The organism is Methylothermaceae bacteria B42 (genome assembly GCA_001566965.1).
In the GTDB taxonomy this organism is placed as follows: domain Bacteria; phylum Pseudomonadota; class Gammaproteobacteria; order Methylococcales; family Methylothermaceae; genus Methylohalobius.
This window is the reverse complement of sequence record LSNW01000032.1, coordinates 281,156-299,479: the sequence shown is the minus strand read 5'-3', so window position 1 is coordinate 299,479 and position 18,324 is coordinate 281,156. Positions and strand designations below refer to the sequence as shown.

General features: G+C 49.6%; 14 protein-coding genes and 2 pseudogenes. 12 read left to right on the top strand and 4 right to left on the bottom strand.

Annotation, left to right across the window (positions count from 1 at the left end; genetic code table 11):
- Positions 1 to 83 precede the first annotated feature (83 nt).
- Both AXA67_12645 and AXA67_12640 read right to left on the bottom strand, forming a co-directional pair.
- A complete protein-coding gene (locus AXA67_12645) occupies positions 84 to 395 on the bottom strand; it encodes an addiction module toxin RelE (protein ID KXJ39892.1) in 312 nt (103 codons plus the stop codon).
- Positions 395 to 673 carry an antitoxin gene (locus AXA67_12640; GenBank protein KXJ39891.1) on the bottom strand — a complete coding sequence of 93 codons (279 nt, stop codon included), beginning with the start codon at positions 671 to 673 and terminating at the stop codon, positions 395 to 397. Before AXA67_12640 ends, AXA67_12645 begins: the two co-directional genes overlap by 1 nt.
- 255 nt (positions 674 to 928) lie before the next feature.
- On the opposite strand from AXA67_12640, the gene AXA67_12635 reads away from it, so the two are divergent.
- The 4 genes and pseudogenes from AXA67_12635 (at position 929) to AXA67_12620 (ending at position 3,608) form a co-directional block, all read left to right on the top strand.
- Positions 929 to 1,501: a hypothetical protein gene (locus AXA67_12635; protein KXJ39890.1), complete on the top strand. Its 573-nt coding sequence runs from the start codon at positions 929 to 931 to the stop codon at positions 1,499 to 1,501.
- Between the two features lie 4 nt (positions 1,502 to 1,505).
- A pseudogene (locus AXA67_12630) lies at positions 1,506 to 1,709 on the top strand (hypothetical protein).
- 369 nt (positions 1,710 to 2,078) lie between these two features.
- On the top strand, positions 2,079 to 3,095 hold the full coding sequence (locus tag AXA67_12625) for a hypothetical protein (protein KXJ39889.1): 1,017 nt from the start codon (positions 2,079 to 2,081) through the stop codon (positions 3,093 to 3,095).
- A 6-nt stretch (positions 3,096 to 3,101) separates the two neighbouring features.
- A complete protein-coding gene (locus AXA67_12620) occupies positions 3,102 to 3,608 on the top strand; it encodes a hypothetical protein (protein KXJ39888.1) in 507 nt (168 codons plus the stop codon).
- Here AXA67_12620 and AXA67_12615 read toward each other — a convergent pair.
- Positions 3,605 to 3,787 carry a hypothetical protein gene (locus AXA67_12615; GenBank protein KXJ39887.1) on the bottom strand — a complete coding sequence of 61 codons (183 nt, stop codon included), beginning with the start codon at positions 3,785 to 3,787 and terminating at the stop codon, positions 3,605 to 3,607. The two genes, AXA67_12620 and AXA67_12615, sit on opposite strands and share 4 nt — an antisense overlap.
- A 229-nt stretch (positions 3,788 to 4,016) precedes the next feature.
- On the opposite strand from AXA67_12615, the gene AXA67_12610 reads away from it, so the two are divergent.
- The 5 genes and pseudogenes from AXA67_12610 to AXA67_12590 all read left to right on the top strand — a co-directional run bounded on the left by AXA67_12610 (position 4,017) and on the right by AXA67_12590 (position 12,334).
- The gene (locus AXA67_12610) at positions 4,017 to 7,490 is read left to right on the top strand and encodes a hypothetical protein (protein KXJ39886.1); all 3,474 of its coding nucleotides are present in this window, start codon (positions 4,017 to 4,019) and stop codon (positions 7,488 to 7,490) included.
- 383 nt (positions 7,491 to 7,873) lie between these two features.
- Positions 7,874 to 8,368 carry a hypothetical protein gene (locus tag AXA67_12605; GenBank protein ID KXJ39885.1) on the top strand — a complete coding sequence of 165 codons (495 nt, stop codon included), beginning with the start codon at positions 7,874 to 7,876 and terminating at the stop codon, positions 8,366 to 8,368.
- A 15-nt stretch (positions 8,369 to 8,383) separates the two neighbouring features.
- Positions 8,384 to 11,746 carry a hypothetical protein gene (locus tag AXA67_12600; GenBank protein ID KXJ39884.1) on the top strand — a complete coding sequence of 1,121 codons (3,363 nt, stop codon included), beginning with the start codon at positions 8,384 to 8,386 and terminating at the stop codon, positions 11,744 to 11,746.
- 17 nt (positions 11,747 to 11,763) lie between these two features.
- On the top strand, positions 11,764 to 11,946 hold the full coding sequence (locus tag AXA67_12595) for a hypothetical protein (GenBank protein ID KXJ39883.1): 183 nt from the start codon (positions 11,764 to 11,766) through the stop codon (positions 11,944 to 11,946).
- Positions 11,930 to 12,334 (top strand): annotated as a pseudogene (locus AXA67_12590) (hypothetical protein). The gene AXA67_12595 and the pseudogene AXA67_12590 overlap by 17 nt, the downstream one beginning before the upstream one ends.
- A 217-nt stretch (positions 12,335 to 12,551) precedes the next feature.
- On the opposite strand, the gene AXA67_12585 reads toward AXA67_12590, so the two are convergent.
- Complete coding sequence (locus AXA67_12585) at positions 12,552 to 13,829, bottom strand: hypothetical protein (protein KXJ40186.1); 1,278 nt, start codon at positions 13,827 to 13,829, stop codon at positions 12,552 to 12,554.
- A 121-nt stretch (positions 13,830 to 13,950) separates the two neighbouring features.
- Here AXA67_12585 and AXA67_12580 point away from each other — a divergent pair, with 121 nt between their 5' ends.
- The 3 genes from AXA67_12580 to AXA67_12570 are packed head-to-tail and all read left to right on the top strand — an operon-like array spanning position 13,951 to position 18,324.
- Positions 13,951 to 16,380 (top strand): ATP-dependent protease, encoded by a 2,430-nt coding sequence (locus AXA67_12580; protein KXJ39882.1) that lies wholly within the window; start codon positions 13,951 to 13,953, stop codon positions 16,378 to 16,380.
- A complete protein-coding gene (locus tag AXA67_12575) occupies positions 16,373 to 17,056 on the top strand; it encodes a hypothetical protein (GenBank protein ID KXJ39881.1) in 684 nt (227 codons plus the stop codon). Before AXA67_12580 ends, AXA67_12575 begins: the two co-directional genes overlap by 8 nt.
- Positions 17,035 to 18,324, top strand: a complete 1,290-nt coding sequence (locus AXA67_12570; GenBank protein KXJ39880.1) for an adenosylhomocysteinase — start codon at positions 17,035 to 17,037, stop codon at positions 18,322 to 18,324. Before AXA67_12575 ends, AXA67_12570 begins: the two co-directional genes overlap by 22 nt.

Below are 18,324 nucleotides of genomic sequence, written 5' to 3'. Positions count from 1 at the left end.
GACTTTTTTGTATTTGCCTATTAATTCCACGCAGTTAACTTGGCTATTTCACCAGCTGGATCTTTGCAAGACTTGACAGGGGGTCAAGGCGTCTTCGGCAATCGTAGCAACCGCTCACTGCGCGAGACGCGCACAATGCGAACCTTGCCCGGATCATGCCGATAAACGATACGAAAAGGCGGCTGAATCAACTCCCTTAAAAAAGGCTGATCAAACTCAGGCACGATTCTACCCTGCTCAGGATGCTTTTCTAATGCTTCAATTCGTTGGAATATCCCGGTGATAAGCCTCTCCCCGACATTGGGAACGCCCTGTTCCGCATACCAAAAGCGTATCTTCCCAAGATCGGCAACCGCCGATTCCGCAAAGCGTACAGTAACTTTGCCCAACGGCATCACTCCGAAGTTGACAGCCCAAGCCGGTTCTTTGCCTCTTCCAGGGACAACTCCCGCCCGGCATCGAGATCAGCAAGACCGGCCACCACCGCCCGCATGAACTCTCGCTCCTCCTCGGAAGCTTCATAATCCGCAACCGATTGCACCACGGCCACTCCACGCCCACGACTGGTCAGGAGTACCGGCCGGTGTGCCTCGGCAGCATGCCGGACCACTTTACCCGGGTTGATCTTCAAATCCGTCAGTGGCACCACGTCCTCGGAAAACTTGATTCCCATTGTTCACTTTAATTCAACATCAATCAGGTGCTGATTATAGCACCTTATAACAGCCCTGTTCAGTAGAAAACAAGCCTGAAACAAAAAGGAATTATTGTTAATGATGGAGGAACGAAAACCATTATGAAACACAAGGCTAATCCCGTACTGACTTGCCATTCATCCCCAAAAACCCGCCGCTGGTCGGAAGCCTCCCCACCAAATTTCAATCCTTGCCTATAGTTATTATCAAGCAAAACATCAAAATGGCTTGGAATGAAAAATCAAATGACAGGTTTCACCTTAATTGAATTAGTAGTCACCGTGGCCATGGCGGCGATTGTGCTGACCGTGGGCGTGCCGAGTTTTAAGGAGATGACCATAAATAACCGGTTGACCACCGCCACTAACATGCTGGTAGGCTCTCTCAATCTTGCTCGTAGCGAAGCAATTAAACGCGGAAAGGCTATTTCAATATGTAAAAGTAATACAGGAACTTCCTGCACCGGTAGCGGAACCCAATGGGAGGATGGCTGGATTGTATTCGTCAATGAAGACAAAGACAGCCCTGCACAAGTAGATTCAGGAGAAGAAATATTAAGAGTCCTGCCAGGATTAAGAGACAGTTATTCGTTGAGGTCAAACAACTTTACCAATTTCCTGACTTATAAGGCTAGTGGCCAAAGTAACAATAATGGCCGGTTTGTCATTTGCCATGAAAATCAAATCAAAAACTCTCGTGCCATTTTTATTAATAAAACTGGCAGAGTACGAATTGCTTCTGATGCAGATAAAAACCAAATTCCGGAAGATAACGATGGCAACGATATCACTAGCTGTTCCCCGTAACGATATGAATAAAATATCTTTTTTCACACGCTATCAAAGTGGATTCACTTTAGTCGAAATTTTAGTCTCAGTCCTGGTCCTGGGCATCGGTCTGCTGGGACTGGCGGGACTGCAAACCACGGGACTGAAAAGCAACCACAGCGCCAATCTGCGCACCCAGGCCACTTTGCTCGCCTACGACATGGCCGACCGAATCCGGGCCAACAAAGCCGGGGTTGATGGCGGTTTTTATGACAAACCCACTGCCACGGACAAGGGCTGCGTCTGGGATGGCAATACCCCCAATAATTGCACTGCCCAGGAATTGGCCCAGCACGATGCCCAAGAATGGCTGGATACCCTGGCCCGGGAGCTCCCCCAGGGTACTGGTATCGTCTGCAAGGACAGTACGCCTGACGATGGCGGCGACGATGACAATGATGGCGCCATTGACATTACCGATGACGATGAAATCGATTGCGATGGCGGCAACCTTTATACCGTAAAAATCTGGTGGGTGGATGAATTCGATGACGACGGAGACCCGATCATAAAACGCTTCAGCACCACCTTTCAACCATAAATTAGGATCGCTCCCATGAAAAGACAACGCGGCATCTCCCTGGTGGAAATCATGGTCTCGCTGGTGGCTGGGCTGATTCTCACCGCCGGTGTCATCCAAATCTTTGTCGCCAACAAGCAAACCTACCGGGTCGCCGAGGCTTCTTCCAGGCTTCAGGAAAATGCCCGGTTTATGATGGAACTTCTATCCAGAGATTTGCGCATGGCGGGATATTTAGGATGTGCAACTCGTGACCGAACTATCGTCAACACTCTTAACGATACGACATCCTTTCTTTACGATTTCAATACTGCTGTAGAAGGTTTGGAAGCTACCAGTTCATCAGCCTGGGATACAACGCCGGATAACAGCATTACAAGCCCTCTACCTGGCCGAGACATTCTAACTATCCGTGGAGTTTTTGGAAACGAAACACCGATTACAGGGCAACCCAGCAATACCGGAGACTGCACCAATGCCGCTAGCCATACGGCCAATTTAAAAGTTGCAAATACCTCGGGGTTGTCAGCTGGTGACATTGTGATTGCTGGAAATTGCTCTAGAGCTTCTATTTTTCAAATCACTAATGTTAACACCAGCTCTGCAACCGTTGTACATAACACCGGAGGTTCGAACCCAGGGAATTCCACAAAGGACTTGGGAGCCTGCTATGCCGGTAACGGTTCCCTTACCAAAATTAGCACTCGCACATTTTATATTAGAAACAATCCCGCCGGCAATCCGGCCCTATATCGCAAAAATGACTCAAGTCCCGCTGAAGAACTAATTGAAGGCGTCGAAAACATGCAAGTTCTATACGGTATAGATACAGATAACGATGATTCTGCAAATCAATTTGTGCCTGCCAATAATGTAAGCGACTGGAGTCAAGTCACCAGCGTGCGGGTGAGTTTGCTACTCCAATCCACCGAAGACAACATTACCAACGCCCCTCAATCCTATACCTTTAACGGCGCCACTATCACACCCAGTGACCGCCGTTTGCGAAAAGTCTATACCGCCACCTTCGGCATTCGTAACCGCTTGCCATAAAACGAAATGATGACACCTAAAAAACAAACCGGCGCTGCGCTCATTGTCAGCCTGTTGATGTTAACCATCATGACCATGATTGGCGTCACCGCCATGCAATCCAACCTGCTCCAGGAAAAAATGGCGGGGAATTTCCGCGATACCAACCTTGCCTTTCAAGCGGCGGAAGCGGGTCTAAGGGATGGTGAAGCTGATGTTAGCATTCGGGTAACTGGCTTAACCGGCTTTAACTCATCTTGCTCAAATGGACTTTGTGACGCCACTTCCGGATTCAATAGTGTATGGAAGGACACTGGCAGCGGAGATACCGAAGACAACGGCGTGACTTATGGCTCCAACACCGGTGCTATAGCCATTGCCAATGTCAGTTGCCAACCAAGATATTGGATAGAAGGGTTCAAAAGCTGGCCAGCAGGCAGTCCTTCTTGGAAAGTCCGCTACAGAATCACATCCACTGGATGTGGTGGTAATGCTGATACTCGAGTCACGGTTCAATCTGTTTTCAGTCCCTAAATTAGGATATCGTCTTTCATGAAACTAAAGCCTTTACCTTTCATCTTGCAAAGTTTAATCCTGGCAGGCGTCGGTAGCTCATCCCATGCTGCTTTAATAGATTTATCACAAAGCCCTTTATACTTAACGCTACCCGTCTCCCCTAATATTCTTTTCAATATGTCAGTGGAAACCCCCATGGGTGGTGCCGCATACGCTGATCAACCGGGAAACCCTCCCGGATGCTCAGGAAGAGTTGGCGGATTTGGTGTTTGTTACTTTAATAATCATGAGTATCTTGGCTATTTTGATCCTAAAAAATGCTATTCATACAATAGCAGCAGTGATTATTTTGAGCCAGTAGGAGCAACAAACGCCCTACACGAGTGCAGCGGCCAGTGGAGCGGTAATTTCCTCAATTGGGCAACTATGACTGCCATTGATGAGTTTATCTGGACAATGACCGGGGGGAACCGGGTTGTAGATACTAAATCGTTGACAATTATCAAAAGGGCTAGAAGACACTCCAATGATAACTGGTATCCCAAAAAGAAACTCAGAGCGTCTTTGAATGTAGACCCCAGTACTGTCACTCCATTTTCTGACAGTGAGATTTTCATCACAAATGAGGCTTTCAAACTAAAAATCGGTACTACCGACGGTGGTAGCCAAAATGGTATCTATGAAGTCCGGGTTAAAGTCTGTGATCCCACCATGCCCGAAGATAACTGCACTCAATATAGCGATGGTGGTTCCACATATTGGAAACCTGAAGGTTTGATTCAAAGAAACGCTGATTTCATGCGTTTTGCTGTTACAAGTTATTCACTTGATAATTCAAAATCAAGGGATGGTGGGGTGCTTCGTTCCAATATGAAATTTGTGGGCCCCAAAATGCCAGATGGCAGTGGTGGAACGACAACGAACCCCAAAATGGAAATAGATGAGGACGGCCTTTTAATCAATAATCCCGATGGCGCCGGAGGTGGACTGAATAGTGGCGTTATTAATTACATCAACAAGTTCAGTGAACATGGCTACAAATCCTATGACCCTGCTAGTGAACTGTATTATGAGAGTATACGCTACTTCATGAATCTGGGTAGGACCCCAGAATATGCCAATGGGCTATCTGATGCTCAAAAAGGGGGCTTTCAGGTTTTAACTAATTGGTCCGATCCTATTCAGTATAAATGCCAAAAGAATTTCATAATCGGCATTAATGATGCGAATCCGTGGCGGGATAAAAAACTTCCAGGTACATGTTTCAACAATTCAACGGTTAACGGTAAAACTGTTGATGATGGTGATTATGGAGAGCCCACTAATGCCAGTTCTTTTATTGACCCTGATTCTAGCAGTCAAATTAACGTATGCAGCCTAACTAACACAGTCGGTCAACTTGAAGGATTAAACGGGGTCACGTGGAGTAATTCCGGCACCTGGACCAGTGGAACTCTTTCAGGTACCAATGATTCGGTAGGTGGCGGTTTCTCCAATTTTGATAATACTTGCTCCAGCAAGTTCGTTTCCGCTTTAGGGGAAGTGATGGGAACCTGCCCTTATCCAGGGAAACAAAATTCTTATTACATTGCAGGATTAGCCTATTACGCCAACACCCACGATATACGCAGCGATTTTGACGATAAGCAAACCATCACTTCGTTTTTTCTTGATACACAGGAATACAATTCCAATCCTCTTGATGGCAACAAAAATATGCTGTGGTTAGCTGGAAAGTATGGCGGCTTTGTGGATATTGATAACAATAATGAACCCAACCTTCAAGAGGAATGGGATGCCGATTATGATGGTGTCCCGGATAACTTCGTCTTCGTCACACAACCTGAAAAAATGGTCATCGCTTTGAATAAAGCCTTTAAGACTATCAAAAAAAGCATTTCATCAGCCGCTTCGGCGGCTGCCAGCTCAACTTCATTGACTACCAACAGTAAAGTCTTTCAGGCCAGATTCGATAGCAGTGATTGGAGCGGTCAGTTATTGTCATATGATATTGACTTATCAGGCACCATTAGCAGCACTGCCAATTGGGATGCCGGAGATAAAATGCCTTCAAACCGGACAATCATCACCTTTGGACGTGATTCTAAAGATGGCATTCCCTTCACTTGGAGTGCCATCTCTGGTCTTTCCGATACCACTCAGAAGGATTTACTCAATCAGAATGGTTTTGGTACTGCAGACAACCTTGGCAACGACAGGGTAGATTTTCTGCGAGGCAGTGAGATTAAGGGTTTTAGAACCCGAAGCAGTAAATTAGGCGACATTGTACACTCGGCGCCGTTTTTTGTTGGCCCTCCCAAAGCAGGCTATATTGACAGCAGTTATGCGACTTTTGCCGCTTCAAAAGCTTCCCGTGAACCCATGATCTATGTAGGTGCCAATGATGGTATGCTCCACGGTTTTGCTGCTGCGACTGGAGAAGAAAAAATCGCTTATGTCCCAGGCTCGGTTTATAAAAATCTTAGCGCGCTTACCAATTCACTTTATGGCCGCACGCTTCTACCCCATCGCTATTATGTGGATAGCTCGCCCATGGTGGCCGATGCTGAAGTTAACAGCAGTTGGAAGACAATTCTGGCAGGTGGTCTCAATGGCGGCGGTCAAGGCTACTATGCACTGGATATTTCTAATCCTTCCAATTTCTCAGAATCCAAAGCCGCCGATCTAGTGCTTTGGGAATTTACCGATGAGGATGACGCCGATTTAGGTTATACCTACAATCAACCACCATTGAATTTCCTCACCCACCAATCGGCTCAAATTGCCAAAATGAATAATGGCAAGTGGGCGTTGATTGTGGGTAATGGCTATAACAATAGCGAAGACGAAAATGGGGCTTGTAGCGATAGTGATCCTGCAACTCTTTGTACCGCAAGCAGTACTGGTCATGCAGCGCTATTCATTTTATTCCTTGAAGGCGGAATAGACGGTGACTGGACGGATAGCGGTGACTACATCAAAATTGATACAGGCATCGGCAATACCTCCACACCCAACGGCCTGGCTACGCCCATGCCCATTGATACCGATGGTGACGGTGACATCGACTTGGCCTATGCAGGTGATCTGCGAGGCAACTTATGGAAATTCAATCTCAAAAATTCTGATCCTACAAAGTGGAAAAAGAAAAAGTTGTTCCAAGCTAAAGATAGTAATGGAAAAAAACAACCTATCACCACCGCACCTATTGTTGTACCTCATCCTCAAGGCGGTTATATGGTTAGTTTTGGCACCGGCAAATACTTGGAACAGTCAGACTTGTCCACTAGCACTACTCAAACCCTCTATGGGCTCTGGGACAACCGAGCTGGCGGTGGCGTATCCACCATTACTAATAGAAATGCTTTAGTAGAGCAAAAAGTAATTGGAGTAAAAAAAGTTGCGGGAATTGATTACCGACTCAGCACTAAGAATTCTGTGGATTATACCAACAAACGTGGCTGGTATATGGATTTGCCAACCTCTGGCGAGCGGGTGGCTTATAACCCGATAGCTCGGGATCAACGTTCAGTTTTCGTCACCATGATACCCGATTCATCCGATCCTTGCGCTGCCGGCGGCTATGGCTGGATTATGGAGTTGGATTATCTGAATGGCTCTCGCCTGGATGAACCGCCTTTCGATGTCAATGGTGACAACAAAATCAACAATAACGACAAAATTGCCTATGACGAAGATAGCGACGGCACGGATGAAAACTTGCCGCCCACAGGCAAAAAACTGGATGGCATCCCTACTACCCCCGCCGTGCTGGACAAGGACAAAGAAACGGAAGTCAAAATCATCAGCCAGAGCACCGGCGCCTTGGGTACCTTGCTGGAAAGCAAACCCGCGGGCATATACGGTCGGCTATCATGGCGGCAACTCTTTGGGAATTGAGGCAAAACAACGCTCGGCATGGCTGTGTCGGGCGTGTTTGCTACTATTCTCAGCAAATCAAATAAGAGCTTTGATCTTCACTAAAAAGCGCGAGTTAAACCACGCTTTTTAGGTTGGCGCCATCTTTTTATATCACCTTCTTTTTCAAAATCTACCGCTTACCCCAAAAATCCGTCCATTTGTCGGATACCGCCCCACTTATCCTTAATCCTTTCCTATAGTTATAGAAGAGAAATGACTCAACTGGGAATGGAAACCCATTTATTTACTGAACAGGGGTGAAGTCCGCTTTGGCGGCCATTGCACAAATACTAAACGTGTCTACCAAAACGGTCTCCATAAAAAGCTAACTTGCAGTAACTGACAGCCAAAAGAGTACCAATATGATGACTAAGAACAAACAAACCGGCGCCGTGCTCATTGTCAGCCTGTTGATGCTGACCGTCATGACCATGATTGGCGTCACCGCCATGCAATCCAATCTGCTCCAGGAAAAAATGGCGGGAAACTTCCGTGACATGAATGTAGCGTTTCAAGCTGCGGAAGTTGCTTTGAGGGATGCGGAAACGGATATTTTTACCAACATTTCCGGCCTTACTGGTTTCAATACCTCCTGTACAAATGGACTTTGCGATGCCACTACAGGCTTCAACCAAGTATGGAAAAATTCGGCCACTAAAAACAAAGGGGTGCCTTATGGCACCAATACAAACGCCACAGCCATTGCCAATGTCAGCTGCCAGCCAAAATATTGGATTGAAGGGTTCAAAGCTAAAACCTTTGGCGGGCAGTGGCAAACCAGATACCGCGTCACCACAACCGCCTGCGGCGGTAACCCTGATACTCAAGTAATTCTTCAAGCTGTCTACAAACCCTAAGCCGGAGTTATTCCAATGAAGCATAAGTTGATTCATATTGCCATCCAAAGCATGTTATTCACAGGGCTAACGAGTCCGCTTGAGGCTGCTTTACTGGATCTTTCCAAGGCGCCTTTGTTTGCTACTACCTCAGCCAAACCAAATGTTTTAGTCATTCTGGACAATTCCAACAGCATGGATGAAGCCGCCAATGGCTCGGCCGTGGGCAGCGCCAGCCAAGATAGCAAATCTGAAATCGCCCGCAAGGTAGTCAGGAGTAAAGATACTAGCCGCACAGTCAATCCCGACAATCCGAGTGATCCCGATGGTTTAATTGATCGCTATATGGGTAAAATCAATCTGGGTTTGATGGCTTATCAGCAATCTGGAGTCACGGCTCGACAGCTTCATAATTCTCCTTATGATGCCAGTTTTGATCCATCTAATTACGATCCTTCCTTCACTGGCGCCAGAGACTCCACTACCAAGAAATACCGTGTTCCCAACGCCTCTGATCCAGGACATTTCATATACTACAATGTCGCCTTGCCGTTCTACGCAAGTAACAATTTTGGCCATGCTTACTGCTATTCGACTACCGCAGATTTTGACAACGGCACTGAAACTTACCCAGGAGGCCCTTGGGACACATACCGTTGTTTTCACACTAAAACCGGTGATTCCGATACCATTCCTACTTGGGGAAACAGTGCTAGCGAGGCTGCCTCGGGTTTTTCCAATCTTTGGTTTACTTCTAATTTTTTTCCAACCGACAGCGATCTGGCTCAAAATATTTTGGATTTCGGCCATTTTCTAACGTGGGACTGGGTTAGCCCCACATGGTTTTCCAATTCTTCACCTGGCCGAGGCTACCTTCATGTTCCAATTGCAGAATTAGATTCCAGCCAAGCATCTAATTTAGATAAAAAGCTGGCACCATCGCAATTTACTGACAATAAACCCACTGATCCCGATTATCCTCTGCAAAACGCAGGCCTGACTCCGATTGAAGGTACGCTGCTGACCGCCAAGGATTATTTCGAAGGCAATTTGACGCAAGTGGACGAAGGCGGCCCCCAGCCTGCCCCGCCCAATTCCTGTGGCAAGGATTTTGTGGCGCTGCTTACCGATGGGCTTCCCTCCACCGACAAAAATGGCAACCCCATCAGTGATCCTGCAGCGGCCATCACTGCGGCGGCCAATGCCGCCGACGCACTGCATAATGCGGGAGTGGAAACCTATGTGGTAGGCTTTGCCCTACCCTATGGCACCGATCCCACCACCTTGGATCAAATTGCGAGCGCGGGTGGAACCAATACTGCTTTTCTTGCTGACGATCCCACCAGTCTGCAAAATGCCTTCGATGCAATTTTCACGAATATCCTGGATAAGGCAGGTTCGGCGGCTTCGGCAGCAACCAACTCTACTTCATTGATATCCAATAGTAAAGTTTATCAGGCCCGCTTCAACAGCGGAGACTGGAGCGGTCAGTTATTGTCACTCGATATCGACAGCACCGGTTTTATTTCTGGCTCCCCCAACTGGGATGCCGGAGATGTCATCGACACCCAATCCCCTGCAAGTCGGAAAATCATCACAATCAGCCGAGACAGCCACGATGGTATCCCCTTTACTTGGTCACATATCAATAGCCAGACTGACACGACGCAAGCAGATCTTCTCAATAAAGATCCTTTCGGCACTAGCGATGGCCAAGGAAGCAACCGGGTTGATTTCCTTAGAGGGAACGATGTTTCAGGCTTCAGAAGCCGCAGCAGTAAACTAGGAGATGTCGTACATTCTTCACCATTTTATGTCGGTGCCCCCCAAGCTGGCTATGCTGACAGTAGCTATGCTTCTTTTGTTTCCAACATTGCCGCCTCCAATTCTGGCAATGGCCGCACCCCTATCATTTATGTGGGCGCTAATGATGGCATGCTTCACGGTTTTGATGCGAGCAACGGAGAAGAAAAAATCGCCTATGTGCCAGGGCCCGTTTACAAAAATTTGAGCAAACTGACCCATAAGGACTATGGCAAAACCAATGTAACTCCTACCGTTCCACACCATTATTTTGTGGATGGTTCGCCTATGGTGGCCGATGTTCAAATCAACGGCGATTGGAAAACAGTCCTGAGCGGTGGTCTCAATGGCGGCGGCCAGGGTTACTATGCTTTGGATATCACTAACCCTAATAATTTCTCTGAGTCCAACGCCAGCGAAATTGTATTGTGGGAATTCACTGACGAGGACGATCCTGATCTGGGCTATTCTTATAATCAACCGATGCTGAATCAACTAACCCACCAGTCCGCTCAACTCGCCAAGATGAACAACGGCAAATGGGCGTTGATTGTGGGAAATGGCTATAACAACAGCGAGGACGATGGCCACAAAGGCAGTGGCCATGCCGCGCTGTTTATCCTGTTCCTGGAAGGTGGCATGGATGGAGACTGGACGGATAGTGGCGATTACATCAAAATCGACACAGGCGTAGGTTCTACTGCCACACCCAACGGTCTCGCCACGCCAACGCCTATCGATACCGACGGAGACGGCGATATTGATCTGGCCTATGCCGGCGATCTTGAAGGCAATCTGTGGAAATTCGATCTCACCGATTCCGACCCAAGTAAATGGACCAAAGGCAAGCTTTTTACGGCTAAGGATAGCGGCAACAAAGTTCAACCCATCACCACCGCGCCACTTGTAGTATTTCACCCCGATGGCGGGCAGATGGTCAGCTTTGGCACGGGTAAATATCTGGAACAAGCAGATCTTACCAATACTGATACTCAGACACTATACGGCATTTGGGATAACAAATCCGATGGTAGTGTTTCTTTGGTCACTGGTAGAAGTAAATTAGTAGAGCAAACAATTATTCCGGGTAATTTCAACAAATTAAGCGTTGATTACCGGCTCACTACCAATAAAACAGTGGATTATTCTAATGATCGGGGCTGGTATATGGATCTCTCTACATCAGGGGAACGGGTGGCGTACAACCCCATTTACCGCTTAAAACGGTCGGTTTTTGTTACCCTTATTCCCGATTCCACTGATCCCTGTGCTGCGGGTGGCTCTGGCTGGATTATGGAAGTCAATTATCTGACCGGCGCTCGACTGGACAAACCACCCTTCGACATTACGAATGACAAAAAAATCAATCAAGATGACCAATTCAGCTACGATGAAGACAATGATGGAAATGATGAAAAAATCCCCCCAACTGGTAAAAAGCTGAGCGGTATTCCAACCACGCCAACAGTCGTGGACAAAGACAAAGAATCGGAAGTTAAAATTATCAGCCAAAGTACCGGCGCCATTGGCACGCTTTTGGAAGGCAAATCAGTCAAATCCGGCCGGTTATCCTGGCGGCAAATTTTCGGTAACTAAACTTATAGGAGATCTCCATGCAAAACCCAATAAAACCAGTACTATTATCAGGAATACTATTAGCAAGTTTTACCGCTGGCGCCATGACTATTGCGCCTCTCCCAACTAGCGAAGAGAGCGACTCTGTATCTGAGCAAACCAGTGATTCCAATGAACAACCATCGCCACAAAAGCAGGAAAACGATGAAGACAAAGATTAAACAGATAGGCTTCACCCTCATCGAACTCATGATTGCCGTTGCGATAGTCGGGATCTTAGCAACGGTCGCCTATCCTAGTTATGTAGAACATATGCGCAAAACCCGGCGGACAGATGCCAAATCAACCCTGTTGGAAAGAGCGCAAATGCTGGAACGGTGTTATACCGAATACAACGCTTACAACAACAGCAATTGCCCTGCGGTGGACAATTCCGATAACACCAAGCTAGCCTCCGCCTTCGCCAGCTCAAAGGAAGGCCACTACACCATTAGTGCCACCACTTTGACGGCCAAGAGTTTTACCCTCCGGGCAACACCGGTAGCTGGCGGGCTGCAAGCAAATGATAAATGCGGCTATCTGACCTACAATCATACCGGCGTCAAAGGCGTCGAAAAGGACGCTGATGGCGATGGCAGCGTAGGCGCCAGTGATGTGGCATTGTGTTGGTGATTTCTCAAAGAAGCTGTCCAAACCATCAGACATGGTCAGCTTCCTGTTCAACAATAGGCTTCCAGTCCAGCCGAAGTGCTTCACTGGTAATCCCGTCTACCGTCCGGCCCAGCAAGTCCTCAAGATAAATTTGGACCCCAAAATAACGAAAGTATTAGAGACTCATACTCAACCCTATCGTTCCAACGACTAACATAAGCACAAAAACCACTGTCACATAACGGGCCATCGCCCCGCCCGCAATAAACACGGTCATTCCCGCCTTGACAATGGTATTGACCACCGCCGCCAACAAAATGCCCCATGCGGCGATTTTTAGCATGGCGGGATCCTCCGCCAATCTGGCCAGGGATAGGGTAATGGCATCCACATCCGTCATACCGGAAATGGCGGCGGTCAGATAGATTCCCACGCTTCCCAGCCAATTTTTCAGAATTTGGGTCAGCCAGATTATCCCGGCTAATAGCAAGCCGAAACGAAGCGCCGTGCCAAATTCAAAAGGGTTTTGCAGATGGACTGTCGGTGTGGAAATATGACGGGGCTGGCCGCGAACCAGCCACCACACAAACAGGTAGCCCAATCCTGTAACCAGCAAAATAGGCCATAGTAGTAATTCACTCAATTTCGGCCTAAGCACACCGGCTATCATTAGAATCCTGGGAAACATGGTGGTGGAAGCGGCGATTACGCCGGCGGCAAAAATCCGGTGCCCTTCGGGGGAGGCTTTTGCCATTCGGGAAAGACTCAAAGTCACGGCGGTGGAAGACACCAGCCCGCCCAATATACCGGTCAATAAGATTCCCCGTCCCGCCCCCGCTATCTTGACGGCAAAATAACCGACAAAGGAAATAGCGCAAATCAATACCACCATCCACCAGATTTCATACGGGTTGAAAGCTCCCCACGGATCGTAGGTACGCCTGGGGAGGATGGGCAGCATCACGACAGAAATCAAGAGCAGTTTAAAAACCGCATAGATTTCTTCCGGTGCCAGTTTTCGCACCCATTGGTGTAAAAGCGGCTTGGTTCCCAATATAATTGCGGTAATCACGGCGGTCGCCGCGGCTAATTTGGCATGGGGGGTCATGGCCAATGCCCCGAGTATGAAGGCGATAAAGGCCGCCACTTCCGTGGTGATACCATATTCCCCGGTCCGCTGCGCTTCGATAAAAGCCGCCGAGGCCACCAATAACCCAAGCCCGCCGAAGGCCAGGGCAATCACCCAGATACTGGATTCCCGCCCCAACAACATGGTCAACCCTCCAAGCAAACTGATCAAGCCAAAGGTGCGGATACCAGCGATCCGCCGGCCTGGTTCCAGTTCCCGCTTGGACCACCCCCGTTCCAGGCCGATCAAAAAGCCGATCGCCAGGGCGACAAGCAAATTGCTGAATAGGGTGAGATAGGTTTCAGTAATCGCTGTGGTCTCCATGGATTCAATTATTCCATAATCACTTTCATCATTTGGATAAATGAAGGGGATTTGATGAAAATTCAAATCACCATTAGCGAATGGCTTACTTTACAATAAGGGTAAAGTCCAGGAGTAAGGAATGACTCAACAACTCTCGCCACTACCCCCTGAAAAGCTCTATTCCGCCTGCGATCCAGCGCAATTTACCTTCCAAACTACGGAAGAACTTCCTGATGTCCCCTTGGTATTCGAACAACAAAGGGCAATGGAAGCGTTACATTTTGGGGTGGAGATGGAAGACCCGGGGTTCAACGTATTCGCCTTGGGCCCTACCGGCATTGGCAAACTCACCGCCATCCTGGATGTGGTTGGGCAACAGGCAAAACACAAACCCACGCCGGAAGACTGGTGTTATATCCATAACTTCAAGGACCCGGTCAAACCCAAGGCCATGGCGCTGCCCGCCGGTCAGGGGCGCAAGCTTCGCCAAGACATGGAAGATTTGATAGAAGATTTGCGCAGCGCTATCCCGGCGGCATTCGAAGGCGAAGAATACCGCGCCCGGGTGGAAGAACTGGAACAGGCTGCCCGTGAGCGGGAAGCCAAAGCCATTGAGGCACTGCGCGAGCAAGCCCGCGAGCAAGGTATTGCCCTGTTAGAAACCCCCACTGGCTTTGCCTTTGCTCCGCTGACTCACGAAGGACAAGTGATGAGCCCGGAAGTCTTCAATCAATTGCCGCCCGAGGTGCAGAAGAAAATTGAAGAACAGGTCAAAGAGCTACAACAACAATTACAGAAATTGCTGCGCCAATTTCCCGCCTGGCGCAAGGAAACCCGGGAGAAACTCCGTCAGCTGAACCGGGAAATCACCCAATACGCCGTCGGCCATCTGATCGACGACCTTAAAACTCGTTACCGGGATATCGAAGCGGTAGCCCAATTTTTGGATGCCGTGGAGCAAGATATCATCGATCATGTAGAAGATTTCCTGCCCCAACCCGCGCCTCCCATTCCCTTGCCCTTTTTGATTTCCCGGGCGGAAGAACGGCTCAAGCGTTACCATATCAATCTGCTGGTGGATCGCAGCGGCGATGAAGGCGCACCGGTCATCCACGAAACCTTGCCCAATCACGCCAACCTTCTTGGCCGGATCGACTACCACGCCCTGATGGGCACCTTGGTTACCGATTTCAGCATGATCAAAGCCGGCGCGCTCCATAAAGCCAACGGCGGTTATCTGATTTTGGATGCGTTGAAAGTGCTCACCCAGCCCCATGCTTGGGATACCTTGAAACGAACTCTGCAGTCCAAGGAAATCAAAATCGAATCCCTGGAAAAAACCTTGAGCCTGATCAACACCCTGCCCCTGGAGCCGGAACCGATTCCGTTGAATGTCCGGGTCATTTTGACAGGCGATCGGTTGCTGTATTATCTATTGGAAGCCCTCGATCCGGAATTCAAGGATTTGTTCAAAATCCCCGCGGACTTTGAAGGAGAACTCCCCAGAAATCCCCAAACTCATCAACTGTTTGCTCAGGTTTTAGCCACCTTGGCGAGGAAAGAAAATCTGCTCCCCCTGGACAAATCCGCGGTGATGAGAGTAATCGAACAGGCTGCCCGGGAAATCGAGGATGCGGAAAAAATCACCGCCCATCTTCGCATGCTCGCCGATCTTCTCAAGGAAGCCGATTACCAGGCCCGCCGTCATGGCCGGCAAACCATCGCCCGGGCCGATATTCAGGCCGCTATCGATGCCCGGATATACCGCAGCGACCGGCTCCGCTCCCGGGTGCAAGAGCTCATTCAACGGGGCGCCTTGCTCATCGATACCGAAGGGAAACAAATCGGACAGATCAACGGCTTGTCGGTCATTTCCCTGGGAGATTTCAGTTTCGGCCGGCCAACCCGGATCACCGCCACCACCCGCATGGGAGACGGTAAAATCATCGATATCGAACGGGAAACCGAACTGGGCGGAAAAATTCACTCCAAAGGGGTATTGATTTTGTCCCATTTCATGGCGGCCCGCTATGCCCGGGTGCAACCTCTTTCCCTGGCCGCCAGTCTGGTGTTTGAACAGTCTTACGGACCCGTCGAAGGCGACAGCGCTTCCCTGGCGGAATTGTGCGCGTTGCTTTCCTCCCTGGCGGATCTGCCTCTGCGCCAGGATTTGGCGGTGACCGGCTCAGTCAATCAATTGGGACAAGTCCAACCCATTGGCGGCGTGAATGAAAAAATCGAAGGCTTCTTTGACATCTGCCGGCACAAGGGATTGACCGGCCAGCAAGGGGTCATTATCCCTGCAGCCAACGTGCAAAACCTGATGGTGCGCCAAGATATCGTGGAGGCCACCAAGGCCGGGCGGTTTCATGTTTATCCGGTGACTACCGTTGACCAGGCCCTGGCATTATTCATGGGGCTACCCGCGGGTGAACGGGGGGAAGACGGCGCCTTTCCCGAAGACAGCATCAACGGCCGAGTGGAACGCCAGCTCCGAAAATTTGCCGAACTCAAGAAAAGCTTCAGCCACTCCCACAAAGACAAATCTGGTAACAACAATCATGAGTGACAATTGCCGCGTTCTGGTCGCCTTAAACAGTTTGAGACTCCGCCGCCGGGCGCTGGAAATCGGCGCGCATTTGGCGGTACAGAAACAGTTGCCCCTCACCGCGGTTTTTATTGAAAACGTTGAACTGCGTTATGCCTCTGAATTGCCTTTCGTCCAGGAAATCGACCGGCTTTCCGGTGCCCTGACGGCTTTCGAACCGCCCCGTCTGGAACAACTGCACCACCTGCAAATCACTCAGGTTCGGCAGTGGCTGGCAGAAATCCAAAACCAGTTGCCGTTGGCGGGTGATTTTCAAATCGTCCAAGGTAACTATACAGAATCGGTACTGGAGATGGCGGGGGAAGGGGATTTTCTGGTATTCAGCACAGTCCACGAGTGGACTGCAATCCGCCGTAGACCGCCAGTATGGGTGTGGTTCGATAATTCGCCCGAAGCAGACAAAACATTGGCGTTGGCGGCGGAATTTGCCGGCGGCGAAAATTACCCGCTGCTGATAGCGGGCCCCCAACCCAAAAAATCAACCGCCATGACGGAAAACCAGTTTATTCTGATGGAACCGGATGGATTTATCGACCTGCTCAACAAGCAAGGCTGCAGCGCGGTTTTTTGCCCCCGCTCGAGCCCCTTGGCCAAACGGCTCCCTTTGCTGGCCCCATGTCCAGTACTGTTGGTATAAATGCAATGATTGTCCATTCCTACGATATCAATAATCCTTTTCTTGCCACTGAAGGTGAAAAACGCATCGGTTGGGCGGCGGCGGAAATGCCAGTGCTGGCGCTTATCCGTCAACAATTTGAACAGGAAAAACCACTGCAAGGCGTGCACATCGGCGGCTGTTTGCATATCACCACGGAAACCGCCAATCTGGCCCGAACGCTCAAAAGCGGCGGCGCTCAAGTGGTGCTTTGCGCCAGCAATCCCCTCAGTACCCAGGATGACGTGGCCGCCGCCCTGGTGGCGGACGACATCCTGGTTTTTGCCCGCCAGGGGGAAGATTCCGAAACTTATTATCAGCACATTCGCGCGGTACTGGACACACGCCCGCAAATCACCTTGGACGATGGCGCCGATTTAGTCAGTACCTTGCACCGTGAGCGGCGGGATCTTTTAGAAACGGTCATTGGCGGCACGGAAGAGACCACCACCGGCGTCATTCGTCTGCGCGCCATGGCAAGAGAAAAAGCCTTGGGCTATCCCATTATTGCCGTCAACGATGCTTTGACCAAACACCTGTTCGACAACCGCTATGGCACCGGCCAAAGCGCGTTGGATGGGGTGATTCGGGCGACCAATATTCTATTGGCGGGCAAGACCTTCGTGGTTTGCGGTTACGGTTGGTGCGGTCGCGGCATCGCCCTACGGGCGAAAGGCCATGGCGCCCACGTCGTTGTCACGGAAGTCAAACCCTTACGCGCGCTGGAGGCGGTAATGGATGGCTTTCAAGTCATGCCTTTAACCGATGCCGCCAAAATAGCCGATTTCATCGTTACCGCCAGCGGCGACAAACATGTCGTGGACGCTTCACACTTCGCTGTCATGAAGGACGGCTGTGTCCTGGCCAATGCCGGCCATTTCAACGTGGAAATCAATATTCCCGCCTTGGAGAGGCTGGCTGAGGAAAAACAACAGCCGCGGCAGCACGTGGAAGAGTTTGTGCTCAAAGATGGCCGGAAACTCCGCCTCCTGGCGGAAGGACGATTGGTGAATCTGGCCGCCGCCGAAGGCCATCCCGCCGCAGTTATGGACATGAGTTTCGCCAACCAGGCCTTGGCGGTGGAATATCTTGTCAAGCAAGCTAAAACCTTGGATAACAAAGTCTATCCGGTTCCCGCCGTCATTGACGAACGGGTCGCCAAACTCAAGCTCGCCGCTATGGAAATCACCATCGACCAACTTACACCCGAACAAGAAGCCTACTTGGCCTCTTGGCAGGAGGGCACTTGA

Excerpts from the sequence above, each read along its gene's own strand:
- AXA67_12600 (KXJ39884.1), top strand. The coding sequence starts at position 8,384 with ATGAAGCATAAGTTGATTCATATTGCCATCCAAAGCATGTTATTCACA.
- AXA67_12570 (KXJ39880.1), top strand. The coding sequence starts at position 17,035 with ATGTCCAGTACTGTTGGTATAAATGCAATGATTGTCCATTCCTACGAT.
- AXA67_12595 (KXJ39883.1), top strand. The coding sequence starts at position 11,764 with ATGCAAAACCCAATAAAACCAGTACTATTATCAGGAATACTATTAGCA.
- AXA67_12605 (KXJ39885.1), top strand. The coding sequence starts at position 7,874 with ATGATGACTAAGAACAAACAAACCGGCGCCGTGCTCATTGTCAGCCTG.
- AXA67_12645 (KXJ39892.1), bottom strand. The coding sequence starts at position 395 with ATGCCGTTGGGCAAAGTTACTGTACGCTTTGCGGAATCGGCGGTTGCC.
- AXA67_12640 (KXJ39891.1), bottom strand. The coding sequence starts at position 673 with ATGGGAATCAAGTTTTCCGAGGACGTGGTGCCACTGACGGATTTGAAG.
- AXA67_12575 (KXJ39881.1), top strand. The coding sequence starts at position 16,373 with ATGAGTGACAATTGCCGCGTTCTGGTCGCCTTAAACAGTTTGAGACTC.
- AXA67_12610 (KXJ39886.1), top strand. The coding sequence starts at position 4,017 with ATGACTGCCATTGATGAGTTTATCTGGACAATGACCGGGGGGAACCGG.
- AXA67_12615 (KXJ39887.1), bottom strand. The coding sequence starts at position 3,787 with ATGGGGGTTTCCACTGACATATTGAAAAGAATATTAGGGGAGACGGGT.
- AXA67_12620 (KXJ39888.1), top strand. The coding sequence starts at position 3,102 with ATGATGACACCTAAAAAACAAACCGGCGCTGCGCTCATTGTCAGCCTG.
- AXA67_12585 (KXJ40186.1), bottom strand. The coding sequence starts at position 13,829 with ATGGAGACCACAGCGATTACTGAAACCTATCTCACCCTATTCAGCAAT.
- AXA67_12635 (KXJ39890.1), top strand. The coding sequence starts at position 929 with ATGAAAAATCAAATGACAGGTTTCACCTTAATTGAATTAGTAGTCACC.
- AXA67_12625 (KXJ39889.1), top strand. The coding sequence starts at position 2,079 with ATGAAAAGACAACGCGGCATCTCCCTGGTGGAAATCATGGTCTCGCTG.
- AXA67_12580 (KXJ39882.1), top strand. The coding sequence starts at position 13,951 with ATGACTCAACAACTCTCGCCACTACCCCCTGAAAAGCTCTATTCCGCC.